The sequence below is a fragment of the Martinezella hainanensis genome (assembly GCF_900094555.1).
In the GTDB taxonomy this organism is placed as follows: Bacteria; Pseudomonadota; Alphaproteobacteria; order Rhizobiales; family Rhizobiaceae; genus Rhizobium; species Rhizobium hainanense.
Genome location: NZ_FMAC01000010.1, coordinates 62,755 through 76,641 on the forward strand (window position 1 = coordinate 62,755; position 13,887 = coordinate 76,641).

Annotated in this window: 8 protein-coding genes; 2 read left to right on the plus strand and 6 right to left on the minus strand. The window is 59.4% G+C overall.

Annotated features, from left to right (window positions below; genetic code table 11):
• The first annotated feature begins 26 nt into the window (after window positions 1–26).
• Window positions 27–947: an SMP-30/gluconolactonase/LRE family protein gene (locus tag GA0061100_RS26420; protein ID WP_075855805.1), complete on the plus strand. Its 921-nt coding sequence runs from the start codon at window positions 27–29 to the stop codon at window positions 945–947.
• Between the two features lie 48 nt (window positions 948–995).
• Here GA0061100_RS26420 and GA0061100_RS26425 read toward each other — a convergent pair whose 3' ends face one another.
• From GA0061100_RS26425 to GA0061100_RS26450, 6 genes are all read right to left on the minus strand, one after another.
• Window positions 996–3,416 carry a tetratricopeptide repeat protein gene (locus GA0061100_RS26425; protein WP_425298715.1) on the minus strand — a complete coding sequence of 807 codons (2,421 nt, stop codon included), beginning with the start codon at window positions 3,414–3,416 and terminating at the stop codon, window positions 996–998.
• Window positions 3,407–4,456 (minus strand): family 8 glycosyl hydrolase, encoded by a 1,050-nt coding sequence (locus GA0061100_RS26430; RefSeq protein WP_075855806.1) that lies wholly within the window; start codon window positions 4,454–4,456, stop codon window positions 3,407–3,409. The genes GA0061100_RS26425 and GA0061100_RS26430 overlap by 10 nt, the downstream gene beginning before the upstream one ends.
• Window positions 4,453–6,963 carry a cellulose biosynthesis cyclic di-GMP-binding regulatory protein BcsB gene (locus GA0061100_RS26435; RefSeq protein WP_075855807.1) on the minus strand — a complete coding sequence of 837 codons (2,511 nt, stop codon included), beginning with the start codon at window positions 6,961–6,963 and terminating at the stop codon, window positions 4,453–4,455. The genes GA0061100_RS26430 and GA0061100_RS26435 overlap by 4 nt, the downstream gene beginning before the upstream one ends.
• Complete coding sequence (bcsA, locus tag GA0061100_RS26440) at window positions 6,963–9,152, minus strand: UDP-forming cellulose synthase catalytic subunit (protein ID WP_075855808.1); 2,190 nt, start codon at window positions 9,150–9,152, stop codon at window positions 6,963–6,965. Before bcsA ends, GA0061100_RS26435 begins: the two co-directional genes overlap by 1 nt.
• A gap of 60 nt (window positions 9,153–9,212) precedes the next feature.
• Complete coding sequence (gene bcsN / locus GA0061100_RS26445) at window positions 9,213–10,169, minus strand: cellulose biosynthesis protein BcsN (RefSeq protein WP_244557955.1); 957 nt, start codon at window positions 10,167–10,169, stop codon at window positions 9,213–9,215.
• Between the two features lie 283 nt (window positions 10,170–10,452).
• On the minus strand, window positions 10,453–11,322 hold the full coding sequence (locus GA0061100_RS26450) for an alpha/beta hydrolase (RefSeq protein WP_244557956.1): 870 nt from the start codon (window positions 11,320–11,322) through the stop codon (window positions 10,453–10,455).
• 331 nt (window positions 11,323–11,653) lie between these two features.
• On the opposite strand from GA0061100_RS26450, the gene GA0061100_RS26455 reads away from it, so the two are divergent.
• The gene (locus GA0061100_RS26455; protein ID WP_075855811.1) at window positions 11,654–13,843 is read left to right on the plus strand and encodes a TonB-dependent siderophore receptor; all 2,190 of its coding nucleotides are present in this window, start codon (window positions 11,654–11,656) and stop codon (window positions 13,841–13,843) included.
• Window positions 13,844–13,887 lie beyond the last annotated feature (44 nt).

Below are 13,887 nucleotides of genomic sequence, written 5' to 3' on the forward strand. Positions count from 1 at the left end.
CCCAAGATCCCTACAGGAAAATTGCGATGCCAAACGACATCTCGTCCGTTTACGAAATCTACGATACGCGCTTCCGCAATCTGATCGTTCCGAGCGCGGGCCTGGAGGAGCTTTATTCGGATTGCCGTTGGGCAGAGGGGCCGGTCTGGTTCGCAGACGCCGGATGCCTGATCTGGAGCGATATTCCGAATGAACGCATGCTGCGCTGGGTGCCCGGCGGGAATGTCTCGATCTTCCGCGCGCCGTCGAATTTCGCCAATGGCAACACGCGTGATCGCCAAGGGCGGCTCGTATCGTGCGAACATGGCACCCGCCGGGTGACACGCACGGAGATCGACGGCTCCATCACCGTTCTTGCCGACGGCTATAAAGGCAAGCGGTTGAATTCACCCAATGATGTGGTCGTTCGCTCGGATGGAACCATCTGGTTTACCGACCCTACCTACGGCATTCTGTCGAATTACGAAGGTTACAAGGCGGAGCCGGAGCAGCCGACACGCAACGTCTACCGGCTCGATCCGGCGACGGGAGAGCTAGACGCGGTGGTGGATGATTTCCGCCAACCGAACGGCTTGGCCTTCTCGCCGGACGAGACGAAACTCTATGTCGCGGACTCAGCGGCAAGCCACGACGTCAGCGCTCCCAGGCACATTCGTGTCTTTGATGTCGTGGATGGCAAGAAACTCACAAACGGCAAAGTCTTCTGCAACATCGACACCGGCATTCCGGACGGCTTCCGGGCCGACGTCGACGGCAACATCTGGACAAGCGCTGGCGACGGCGTTCATTGTTTCGCGCCGGACGGCAGTTTGATCGGCAAGATCAAGATACCGCAGACGGTCGCCAACCTCACCTTTGGCGGACCGAAACGTAATCAACTGTTCATAGCTGCGACACGATCGCTTTATCGAGTGTATACGGCGGCGACCGGGGTACAGGCACCCTAGTTGCATGTCGGGAGTTGTTGCCGATAATCGCCGACGACTTCTGTATGATCAATAATCGCCCGGCTGCGGATGTAGAGCCAGCTGAAGATCCCGCAAGCCACGGCTGCCGTCTCGGCTCCCGGTTGCGGCGACGGCTGTGAAGATGCGCTCGGCATCGTCGTACATTTTGAGATTGAGGTAGCAATATCCGCGCAGCACCATCAGATCGACGCGCTCTTGCTGCAGCTGCGCGCGTTGGTCGAGATAGAGCAATGTTTCGTGATAGCGCTTGCCCTCGAAGGCCGAAAGTGCGCGGTCGGCCAGTATGGCCACCTGCAATTCAGCGGCGCGTTGATGGTTCATCGGTGCCTTGGTCGCAGCGACGGCTGCATTGTTGGCAAGGCCGGCCCGCAGATAGGCGAGGCTCTGTCCATAGGCTGCCTCTTCGCGCGATTTTGAATCCGCGTTGTTCAAGGCGACACCGAAGGCTTCCACCGCCTCCATCGGTCGATTGAGGTTCATGAGGCACCAGCCACGGGAAAGCGCACTGGCGGGCGTCAGCAGCTGCGCATTGACGGTGGTATTGCATCCTGCTGGCTGTCGTGCCGAGCGGGTGGCCACCCGGTTGCGGGTCTCCGGTTCAGCATAATTCGGGGAAGGAGCGCGGCGGGCAGGGGCTACCCGCTGCACAGGGATCTGTGCGTTGACGTAGGGCTGCGTTACCTGAGGCTGCGGTGCGGCTTGAGAGGCCATCGGCGGCGCAGGCTGCTGCCCGCCTTGCTGCGATGTTGTCAGAGGCAAGGTCTGAGGGGCAGGCTGTCCAGCCTGATTGGGGGATGGCAGCGGCTCCGATACCGGCGTGCGCGGCGCCGGCTCGCCGAGCACGGCGATGCGTTGGGAGCGACCGGCCCAAAGTCTTTGAACTTCGGCGACGCCGACACGATCGTTCAGCTGATTGCGGGTAATGGCAAGGCCGTAGGCGGAAGGCTCGTCGTCAGGCTTCCAGCGCAAAGCCGTCTCAAACCAACGCGCGGCGGCTTGCGGCTGGTTCATCGAGCGCGCAAACCATCCGAGCTGCTGGGCCGTCGGAACATATTTCTGCTTCACGACTTCTGCGGCAATACGGCCGAGAACATCTTCACTGAGGTTGGCCGGCGGTTGCAGAGCCATCAGATTGGCGGTCGCCGCAAGGTAGGTCGCCATCGCATCCTTGGATTCATTGCGCCACTTGTACATGGCGTCTTCGGCTTCCTGGGGCTTGCGATCGGCGATCAGCACCAGGGCAAGGCCCTGCGAGATCGTTGCCGAATCTTCCTTCTCGTGCGCGGCCTTGAACCATTGCTCTGCATCGGCGTAGTTGCTGCGACGCAGATAGTACCAGCCAAGCAGCGAATCATCGGACGCAAGACCCTGGCTGCGGGCGACACGTTCGACTTGCGAGAGATAGTCCTGCGATATGGTCAGCTTCGGATCGTCATTGCCCTGCGCGACGAAACGGCGAGCCAGATCGATCCTTATGCTGTCGAATTCCCGCCCGCCATTGCCGTCTGGCTTTTCCAGGGACAAGAGATCCTGCATCGGCTGATAGGGCAGCAGAGCGGCCGCCTTCTGGATGGTCGCAAGCCTTTCCTGAGGATTGGTGCAGGTCTTCAGGATATATTTGTAGGCATCCTGGCCGCGGGCAGCACGATCGGTGCTGATGAAGGCTTCGGCGACGCGCCAGAGAACGTCGATGTCGCTGCAGGTCAGCAGGCTCGGTGTCCTGGCACCGATGTCGATTACAGTCTGGTATTGCTTCAGATCGGAGGCGTTGCCGAGCCGCGTGCGTGCCTCCGCGATATCCAGACGTTCCAGCAGATCGGCGGGTGGCTGCCATCCGGATTCGGCGCCCTGACGGTCGGCAATGGCCTTGCGCACCTCGGCATAACGGCCCTCGGAATAGAGCTGCCACATGGCTTCGAGCTGCTTGTCGCTATTTTGCGGGATCGCCAGCGGATCGGCCGGCGGCGTCCAATTCGGGTAGAGCGTCTGCAGCCGGGAGATCTCCGCCTGGAGCCGCGCCTTGTCGCCACGGCTTGCAAAATAGCGCAATGCGCTTTCATCGACCTTCGGCTGATTATCCGCAGCCTGTGCCGGATTGCTCTGCTGAGGCGATGGTGGCTGCATTGATTGCGGCTGTGCCTGCTGCGGGGAGGCTTGGGCGATCGAATCTGCGGCGGTCGTATTTGCCGACTTAGGCGGAGTGTCGGAGAGAACCGCCGAGGGCGCAGTCGCTTGTATATGGTCGGCGAGCGCCTGCAGGTCGACGGGCTGTCCGGAGCTGCCGCCGGCCGAGCTGTTATCGGCGGCCAGTACCGTTTGCGGCTCGAGACGTGCCGATTTTGCCAGCTTGATCTTGTCTTCCGGCGAATCGTGATCCTTCGTCGCGAGCGTAAACCCCGCCACGGCGACGGCCATGAAAGCCATGATCAAGGTGGACTTTATAAACACTCCGGATGCTTCTCCGTGACGAAAGCCAGGCTCAACAGCTGCAAGGTGGCCGGATAGTAAAGCGATGGGGCGAACTGCCGAACCGAAGCAGGCAGTTTTGTTCCGCTCACCACACACGCCACAACATCGTTAACAATTCTATAACCCGGGTCGGCAAGCCGATCCTTCGGCTTGCCCGTCGCCAGATCGATCGTTGCAGGCTCATCATCCTCGACGGTCATGCCTTGCTGCAGACGCGAAAACAGCGCCTTGTCATCGATCCCGGCGCGCGTCAGGTAAAGAGGGATCCTGACCGAGTTATAGCCGAATTCCGCCTCGAATCCGCCCGCTGGCTCCGGCTTTGCCGTCAAGCTGACCCAGTCGGCCGGGAGCTTGCGTGGACCGAATTGCAGTGAGCGCAATAGGGCAAGGCCGTCGTCGTGGAGCTTCTGCCAGCGATCGGAAGGCACCAGCAGCGCCATGACGGGGATCGCCTCGAAGACCCAATAGGATGGGTTGATGATCGGTCCGTCTTTGCGTCCTGGCGGCCGATAGCCCTCGACGCCAGGAATGAGCAGCGTTCGTCCCCCCGAACTGATGACGAGGTGGGCAAGGATTGATCTGGCCATGCTCGCTGCCGCCTGCAGGTAGTCCTTGTTGTTCCAGGCCGATCCGGCCAGGGCCAGCGCGTAGGCGATCAATAGATCGCCATCGGAAGCATTATTCGTGTCCGTCACATGCGGGGTGACGGCCGGATCCCATTTCCAGACGGCAAGGCCGTCGTCGCGCAGCAGCAGCTCGGTGCGGGTAAAATACCAGATCTGTTCGAAATCGGCCGGATTATTGGCGAGGTAAGCAAGCAACATACCATAGCCTTGTCCTTCGCTGTGGCTGATGCCGCCATTGCCGTTATCGATGATGCGTCCGTTCACATCGAGGAATTTCGCTTTGTAGGCAGTCCAGGCTTGCGGATCGATTGCCGTGCGTTGAGCGACAGCCGGTTGCGCCGCCGCAAGGATAACAGCGCCGCAGATCGCAAGAACAAGGCGCCAGAGTTTCATTCGCGCCTGCCGATCTTGGAAAGAACGCTTGCCGTGCTCACCCCGAGCAGGAAGGAACCGACCACGAACAGGAAGGCGTAGGACAATATGTTGCTGGAAAGCCAATTTGCTGCGATCAGCCGATAATTCGTCAGCGACCAGGGTTGGGAAACGACAAAGGTGAACCGGCTGACAGGCACGGTATCGATTTTCCCCGTCTTGCCGGAATAGACCGTGATGCGGCCGCCAATCTGCGACCAGGTATTTTGGGCGGTCATTGCCTCGGCGCCCGCCCGCAGGTCTCCGGCGCTTGGCGCGGTGACAACGGTCCAGGTTGCGTCGTTGGTCGGATTTGCCTCCTGGGCGATCAGGAAGCTATTGGCGTTCGATGGCGTGAACACCTGCTCGGAACTGGGAATGAAGCGCAGCGAGCTCAAGGTGATATCAAAGTTGCGGTGCATCCATTGTTGAAAATTCTGCACTTGTCCCTGCAGCAATCCGCCGCTGATGCGTGAGCGCCAATCGGCAATCGTCACGGAAGCCTCGGGTACGCCGCCTTGGCCCGGGGCGGGTGGGCGCCAGGCCACCTGGCTTGAGGCGGAGATGTTCATTTGAGTGAGGATCGTCGACGGCAGCTGCGACACGGAACCAATGAACAGCGCATTGCGGGTCCCGACGGTGCTCGGCGAAGCCGTGGGTTCCAGCGCGATGGGGTGACCGGCGACAAGCGCCATCTGGCCGAGAAGCGTCGCGGTCGCAGACAGCGTGTCGGTGTCTGCTCGGTCGATGAAGAGGGCGGTCGGTTCGGTTTGGCGATTGTAGGGATAGCCGGTGCCGGCAAGGGCTGCGAGGTTGGGTCGCTGCGCAACCCTTGCGAAATCCGGGACAGTGAACTGGCTCGTGTCGAACAGTGCGAAGCGCGGCGTCGTGTTTGACGTCGCTGCCGGCGCGCAGGCGGTATCCTCGTCGGCCAGCAACATGGCTTCAAGCGTAATCGTATTCAGGCCGGGTTTGAAATGCCGCATGGTGATGCGGATGGGCAATTGCCGAAAAATGCCGCCGCCAGTCACCGTGATCGGCTTGGTCGTGGCGATACTGCCGTTGACATAGACGTCGATATGGCTGCCCGGTCGCACATCCTTGGCATAGGCCGCATCAAGCAGGATGGTGGCCTCGCCATAGGCATTCGCGTAGAAATCGGACGGGATTGCCACGTTGAAGCTTGTATGAAAGCGCCGTCCGGAGAATTCCGTTGTCCTGACGCCCAGCTGTTCGAAGGACAGGCTGGTGCCCGAATAGATCAGAGGTGCGTCTGGTGCGGACCATCGTTGCGTTACCAGCAGATCGCGGCGAGTATCGGGATCGCGATCGGTCGGCGAAACCACCATGTCGATTGCCGATGAGATCGCCTGCCAGGAAGGACCGCTGATGAGGAGAAGCTGTTGACCGCTGCGTGGGTCCGTCGCAAATGTCGCCAAAGCTCCATTTTGCGCTGCGGCCGGAACGGCAAATACGGGCTGTAGCTCCGCTGGTGTGCCGACGACGACCGTCATCTTGCCCGGGCCTGGTGCGGGTAGGGCATCAGTGCCGAACGAAAAGGTCTCGTTCGGCATCCCGCTCAAAAGCGCTAGTCCCTGCGCCAGACGCAGGATCGGCTTGGTCGTTCCTGGTTGGGCCAGGGCCGGCACGACCAGATTGAACTGTGTCTTGCCGGTGCCGTCGACACCGATCGCGCGGATCGCGTCGGTGGTGGAGAGTTTTTCCGCTTCACGACCGGCGAAGCTGAGATAAGTTCTTGCGGGATCGATATCGGACCAGAGCTCGTAGGTCGATGGAATGTCGCAGTCGACGCGGTGCCGCTGAGTCGCCTCGAAGGTCAACAGGTTGGCACCGGGCTGCAGGAGCCCGCGCGGGATATCGAAGCTGACATCCGACTCATTGTCCGAGGAGCCGATCTGCTGCTGATGCACGGCGCGGTCATTCACGAGGACTGTGAGCTGCGATGCTTCAGGGGCAACGACGACCGCGTTCTGATAGGCAAAGGTAAGTTTCGCGGATGCCGCCGCCTGCTCCGGCGTCAGATAAATCGACCAGGACTTGCGATCGGCTTCACCCTCCAATCGCAGCTTTGCGAAAGGAACGACATAGCGCCGGAATGCCGATGAATCGGTGCTGGTGGTCGCCTGTTTCGCCTTTGGCGCCGCTTGTGGCGTTGTCTGGGCGGGAGCAACAGGGGTTGCGACCTGTGGCGCTGCCGTTTGCGGAGTAACGGGGGGCGGCGTCATGACCAGAGGCGGGACAGTCTGAGGAGCCGCGGTCTGTGGTGCAACGGTCTGGGGCGCCATGATCGGAGGTACCGCTGCCTTCGGCGGCTCCGTCTGCGGCGCAGTTGTTTGCGGGGCTATGATCGGGGGTACTGTCGGCGCTTCACCCTTCGGCCGCTCGCCGGACATGTCGAAAGGAGTCGTCTGCGCCTGCGCGGTAACGGCGCCAAGGAGAAGCAGGAGGGCAGGGAGGGTGCGCTTCATCAGCTTCTCGCCTTCGCATCCTGCCGCTGCTGTGTGCGATCCGAGCCAACACCCCTGAACAGATAGATCAGGCCGCGACTGGTCTGATAGAGCGACATGCTCAGGAACCAGAAGGTTCCACGGATGATGCCCGGATTGCGCCGCCGTGCCTGCTGGAACTTCGTCCATTGATCGGAATTGGCGAAGACGAGGTCGGCAATCAGGCGATGGTCGGCAGCACCCCTTGGAACATATTGGCAGCCGATGGCCGTAATGTCGCCCATCTGCTCGACATTGCGAACGACGACCGACAAGGTCACCATGTCGGCGCCGCTATAGGGCTGGAAGCGTATGATCGCTTCCGAGCCGATCTTGACCGGCTCCATATCTTTGTTGAAGACGTTCAACCTGGCGCCATGGACGGACACGTCCTCGATGGAAGCGGAGTTCCACCGGCCGTCGATCCCGAACTCGCTGCGGCGATCGACCCTGACGCGCCGCGAGGAGGCACGTTCGCCGCGCTCGGAGACGACGCCGAGCGCACAGCCGGAAAGGACAAGGTTGATGATGTTCCAGCCGCCGACGACGAGGGTGACGTCGGCCTTATAGGGCTCCGCATAGATACGATATATGGTGACCGCGAGCGCGATGATCTGAACGGCGAAGATGACGAAGAACGGGCGGCTGATCTCCGAAAGCCGGCTGACGGCGATCGACTCGTCCTTGGCCGTAACCTTGAAGGTCGGCTTACGGGGATTGAGCATGACCGAAACGACAGCCGGCAAGAGATGCACCGTCTGGACATATTCGTAGAGCTCGGAAATCCAGGGCCAGCGGAACGACCCATAAAGGTAGTTCTGCATCATCAGGTTCACGAGCATATAGGCAAGCGTATAGGCGAGGAACTCGCTGCCCGATGCCGTGAAGATCTCCAGATCGAAGAAGAGATAGAAGAGTGGCGCAAACAGGAAGATGACGCGCGGAAACGGAAACAGCCAGAACAGCGTCGACGACATGTAGCAGAGCCGTTGCGGCAATGTCAGGCCGCGCTTCAGGAGCGGGAAGCGGAAGCGCAGGATCTGCATCATGCCTTGCGCCCAGCGGCTGCGCTGGCCGATGAAACTTGCGAAAGTCGCCGGTTGCAGGCCGGCAATCAATGGCTTGTCGACATAGATGCTGTTCCAGCCCGCACCATGAAGCGCAAGCGCGGTTTCGCAGTCTTCCGTGATGCTGATGCCGCTAAAGCCATTTTGCGATTGCAGCGCATTGCGGCTGAGCACGGCGGCCGAACCGCAAAAGAAGGCGGCATTCCATTTGTCGAGGCCGCGCTGAATGATGCCGTAGAACATTTCGTTCTCGCTCGGCATGCTGTCGAAGGTGCGCAGGTTGCGCTCCAGCGGGTCCGGATTGATGAAAAAATGCGGAGTCTGCACGAGAAAGAGCTTCGGGTCATCCTCGAAGTAGCCGACGGTTTCGCGAAGGAAATCACGCGCGGGTGCATGGTCGGCATCGAAAACGGCGATCAGTTCGCCGCTCGAATGTTCCAGTCCGTTGTTGAGGTTGCCTGCCTTGGCGTGCTCGTTGCGATCGCGCGTCAGATATTCGACATCCAGATCAGCGCAGAGCCGCTTGAGTTCGTCATGGCGTGCGATTGCGGCCTGCGATTCCAATATCTTGGTCGAATTGCGCTTCTGTAACGTGCCGCCATCGTCAAGGAGCCAGACCCTGAGCTTGTCGGCCGGATAGTCCATCGCCTTGGCGGAGGCGAGCGTGTTGGCAAGAAGATTGGTGTCTTCGTTATAGGACGGCACGAAGACATCGACGCTCGGAAAGTGCTTGGTCTCGGAGGTGCGCGTGGTGCGCGACGGCAAGGGCGTGGCGACGATGAAGAGGCTGAGCATCAGCATCGCCACGTTGTACATTTCGGCGAGATAAAGCAGCAGACCGGGAATAAAGTTTTCCAGCTGGTTGACGGGTGGCAGCGTATAGGACGTGCGCCAATAGACATAGCGCAGCACGATCGCCGTGCCGAAGGCAAGCGCCACCAGCCGCCAGGTTCCCTGACGCTTGAGGATTTTGATGATCGCCATCAGGGTGACGACCACGGTGCTGGCAATCAGCTGCGTTTGAAGGTTGACCGGCAACGTGATCAGCACGATCCCGCATAGCGCTATCACGGCCCATATCAAGATGCTGCGTGCAGTGTGCATCGGTGTCCCTTCAAAGGTATTGCCAGACGCCATCCTGGCGCCCCCAAGCAGTGCCGCCTGCTAGCGGCACACCTGAGATATGCCAGTTGCTCCGTTACAGTCCGGTAAAGGCACGATGATATTGCTTGCGGTATTTGCCGGCGGCGGCACGGCCATCGAACTTGCTCCACTTGCGCCGTTCGTCTGCGACGGGTCGTTCTGACCATCCGGCAGCGGTACGCGCGGGCCGATCATCGGTGGCAGTGTTGGCGCCGCCTGCGGCTGAGGCTGCATTATGACCGGTCGGCGTATGACAGCGGGGCGCGGTGCGACCGGGCGGTTCTGATAGCCGATGCTGATCGGTGCCGTGCGATAAGGTGTTGCGTCGGGATAGACAAGCTCGCCGGGTTTGCCGAGAACAGCATCGGCGCCACGTGGACCACCGAACGGGTTCAGCGCCGCGCCAGCAAAATGGCCTGCGATCGTATAGCCGTAGACCGTGCTCAATAGCTCGCGTTCCGTCGCATGGGCGTCGCAGAGCCGGATGCGCACCTGCACCATGCCGAAATTGCGCTGCTCCTGCGGCTGCGCAAAGCCAGCTTTTACCTGTTGCCAGGCATAAAGGCAGGTGTCGCCGGCCCGGCTCTGGCCGGAAGCGTAGCCAAAGGGGCCATAATTGTTCTGGACGAAGGTCGCCGAGCGGGCGAGCCGTACGCCGGGCACTGCGGCCGCCATTTCGCGCGCGATCGCCCCATCGCTGATCGTATTATAGGGCCGGCTTCCGAGTCCGGGATTGGAGCCCGTCAGCCCAAGAAATTGGACTTTGAGGAAATTCTGCCCTGAGACGGAAGACGAGGTGGAGAGCGCGATCGTCTGCTCGACATCCTTGGCATGCCTGCGCTCGACCACATTGACGATCGCCGGTCCGCCGGGCGGCGGGAAGGCCAGCGCCTTGTCACTCGTGACCGTTTCCACACCGATCGATTGACGAACCGGGCCGGTCGTCGAGCAACCAACGCCGAGGCAGGCCAATGTCATCAATGCTATCGTCTTTGAAAAATGCATCTTATCGGATCGCGACAATCGTGTCTGGTCACATTCATCGGCAAATTGCGCGACGGTCTTTGGAATCAAGTCCTTGTATTCACTATAGCAAATAAAGGTGATTATGGTTAACCGATGGTTAATTTTGACCGATTGGTGCTTCGGAAAGAGCCAGAAACGCGCGCCGAATGCGCTTCATTGCACAGAATGCACGAAGAACGACGCATTGCCGAAGGGCGCGCTGCAACTTTAGGCGGCAAGCCTATGAATTTTAATTCTATTTCTTTCTTCGAAATGAGACTTGGACGGCCCGGTTCAGCGCGACCGGGAGGGCCGACATGTGGTTCTCTCCGGCATATTCTTCAAAGGTGATCGTTTCTGTGGACGACGCCAGTTTGGCCCATCTCTCAGCCATCTCGCGGGCGAGTCCTATCGTGCGCGTTTCCTTTGCACGCTCCTGTCGTTTTTGCTCTTCGGCGGTGCCTTTATGGAAGGGCGCTAGGATTTCGCCTTCATACTGTCCGGCGGAAAGATGCAGCTCCAAATCGAGCGGCTCTTTGTGTCTGTCCAGGAATTCTCTCTCCATCGAAAGAATAGCGGCATCTTCCCAGTAGATCGCCGGGCTTGCCGAAATCCAGCGGCTGAAGGCATCTGGTTTGTGAAACAGCGCGTAGAGCGTGAACAGACCGCCGAACGAATGACCGAAAAGCGCCTGGCGTGAGCGGTCGATCGGAACCTGCTGCTCTATCCAGGGTTTGAGCTCGTCTTCGATGAGCGTCAGAAAGCGTTCGCCGCCGCCGGTCTTCACATCCGGCGTATCGGGGAAAAATGGCGGATAGACCCGCCCAGGCGGCGGGCTCAAGTCCCAGGAGCGGCGGAGAGGGTCATATGGCTCGTCGGTGGGATAGCCGATGGCGACGATGACGCCTTCTGCGACATTGGTCCCGTTCGGATAGCTCGCCTGCACTTTCAATGCGTCGACAGCGGTTGCGAAACAGGCGTTGCCGTCGGTCAGGTACAGGATTGGCCAACCCTCCGGCGGCGCCGGTTTGTCGGGACGGTAGAGAAAGATCCTGTGCGGATGATCGGCATTGTCAAACTTCAGGTCAACGAATGTGCAGCCGGGAAGAGTGACCGGCGCCGGCATGGCAGCCGCATTGTGTGATGAGGTGGGGGACATGGTCTCTCCGGCTGGCCGATCATGTGGGGCGCCGAAGCAACAGCACCGATATGTGAAAAGATGATGAAATTTCTCATATTATGGAGAAGGTGATCTGGCAAGCGAGCCAAATGCTCTGCTAGGCTTAATTTTCAGGTCTTTTCCGCAATCCGATGCTCGGCAACCGGGGCCATTCTGCAACATGAGAGTGGAAACCGATAAAAAATATGACTATTGTACTCATGTATTCTTGACGCCAGCGACGCCTGCGAACTAATTTGCGCCATCTTTATTCAAAATGGGCAGGCGCAAAGGGCTTATGAAGCAGAAGTCTCATAATTATATCAGTAATTTGGCACGTAAGAGATTCCACCATGCAAGCGGCGCCACCGCGCTTGCAACACTGTTTGTTTTAAGTGGAAATGCCTTTGCGCAAGACGCCGCGGCCGATGCGAACAATGGAAATGCCACCCAGCTCGCGCCGATCGTCGTCAGCGGCCAATCGAGTGACGCAAGCGACAATAAGAGCGTAGCGGCAAAGAAGAGCCAGGGCGCCACCAAGATCAATACGCCTCTGGTCGAAACCCCACGCTCCGTCTCGGTCATAACCAAGAAGGAAATGGAAGAGCGCGGCGCGCAGGACATCATCGAGGCTGTGCGCTATTCAGCCGGCGTCCAGACCGGCTCCTATGGTTTCGATCCGCGTTTCGACCAGGTCTACGTTCGCGGCAACGACATTACCACCGACGGCGACTATCGCGATGGGTTGCGTCAGCCCTACATGAACTACGCCATGTTCCGTACCGATCCCTATGCGCTTGATCGTGTCGAGATCATCAAGGGGCCTGTCTCCGTTCTTTACGGCGCCGGTTCGCCGGGCGGTATCGTCAACAAGATATCGAAGCTGCCGACGGACGACACGATCAGGGAGGTCGGCGTCCTGTACGGGACATCGGATCGCGCCCAGACGATGTTCGACTTCGGCGGCCGGGTCAATCAGGACGATGACAGCATGCTCTACCGTATCGTCGGCCTGGCAAGGAGGGGCGATACCAATTTCGACATCGCTGACGATCGCTATTTCATCCAACCATCCTTCACATGGAAGCCTGACGAATCGACGAAGTTTACGGTTTACGGATCGGCGCAATCCACGGAGACGGACGCCAATCCTGGCGCAATGATCGGCCCCGATGGCAATGTCCTTGATTATCGTGACAGTGATCCAGACTACGACTATCAGAAAACCAAGCAGCAGCAGGTTGGCTACCAGTTCGAACATGAGTTCGACGGCGGCTTTACCTTCCGTCAGAACCTTCGCTTCTCGCATCTGGATTTGAAGGCACGCTATCTCAGCACCATCGACTGGGTCGGCGACGTCGCTCAACGCAGCGCGAGCGCGATCAGCGACAGGATGAATGTCTTTCAGGTTGATAACCAGCTTGAAAGCAAGTTCAATACGGGTGCTGCTGCCCATACCATGCTGTTCGGCCTGGATTATACCCATATGAACGATTCCTTCGCATATGGATTTGATTCGACGACCAGCTCCGCCTATGACTTCGATCTCGACAATCCGAGATATGGTGTATCCGGCCCGACGCCGGACTATAATTACAGCCGGGTCAACGCCAAACTGGAGCAGTTCGGCGCCTACGCCCTCGATCAGATCGAGCTCGACAAGTGGCGCTTCACGCTCGGCGGACGTCAGACCTGGGTCAAACAATCGACCGACACCACCATCGTCTCCACCGATACGACCACCAACGACAGCCTCAACAAGAATGCATTTTCTTATCAAGCTGGTGCGCTCTATCTCTTCGACAACGGGATAGCTCCCTTCACCAGCTATTCGACGTCGTTCAATCCGGTCACGCAGCGGTCCGCATCCGGCAGTATCCTCGATCCCACCAAGGGTCAGCAGTATGAACTCGGCGTGAAATATCAGCCGCCAGGCACGGACATTCTCCTCTCTGCTGTCGCCTATCACCTCGTCGAGAAGAACAAGCCGGTTCTGGTCGATCCTCTGACGCTCGTCTATGCCTCGCTCGGCGAGGTGACCAACAAGGGTATCGAGCTGGAAGCCAGAGCGAACATCACTGATGGCTGGGATGTGGTTGCGGCTTATGCCTACAACCATTCCGAAATCACCCGCGGCGACGATCAAGGTAATGCGCCTGCCGTGACGCCGAAGAATATTGCCAGCCTCTGGTCGAACTACACGTTCCAGGATGATTCGGCCGCAAAGGGCCTGACCGTCGGCGCCGGTATCCGCTATACGGGCGAGACCTATACCAGCACGGCAAACACGGCGAAGAATGATGCAAGCGTCTATCTGGATGCGGCTGTCTCTTACGACTTCGGCGCGGTCGATCAGAAATACAAGGGCCTGACCGCATCCGTCGATGTTCGCAACATCGCCAACCGGCGCCTGACTGTCTGCAACGAAGGGTATTGCTACCTCGGGCAGGGCCGCAACATCACGGCTTCATTGAAGTATCGCTGGTAAGCTTCCTTGTGGGCGCCGCGTTTTGCGCGGCGCCCGTCTTTATT

Bases quoted from the DNA above. Each gene is read 5' to 3' on its own strand.
- GA0061100_RS26420 (WP_075855805.1), top strand. From the start codon at position 27: ATGCCAAACGACATCTCGTCCGTTTACGAAATCTACGATACGCGCTTC.
- bcsN (WP_244557955.1), bottom strand. From the start codon at position 10,169: ATGACATTGGCCTGCCTCGGCGTTGGTTGCTCGACGACCGGCCCGGTT.
- GA0061100_RS26430 (WP_075855806.1), bottom strand. From the start codon at position 4,456: ATGAAACTCTGGCGCCTTGTTCTTGCGATCTGCGGCGCTGTTATCCTT.
- bcsA (WP_075855808.1), bottom strand. From the start codon at position 9,152: ATGCACACTGCACGCAGCATCTTGATATGGGCCGTGATAGCGCTATGC.
- GA0061100_RS26450 (WP_244557956.1), bottom strand. From the start codon at position 11,322: ATGCCGGCGCCGGTCACTCTTCCCGGCTGCACATTCGTTGACCTGAAG.
- GA0061100_RS26435 (WP_075855807.1), bottom strand. From the start codon at position 6,963: ATGAAGCGCACCCTCCCTGCCCTCCTGCTTCTCCTTGGCGCCGTTACC.
- GA0061100_RS26455 (WP_075855811.1), top strand. From the start codon at position 11,654: ATGAAGCAGAAGTCTCATAATTATATCAGTAATTTGGCACGTAAGAGA.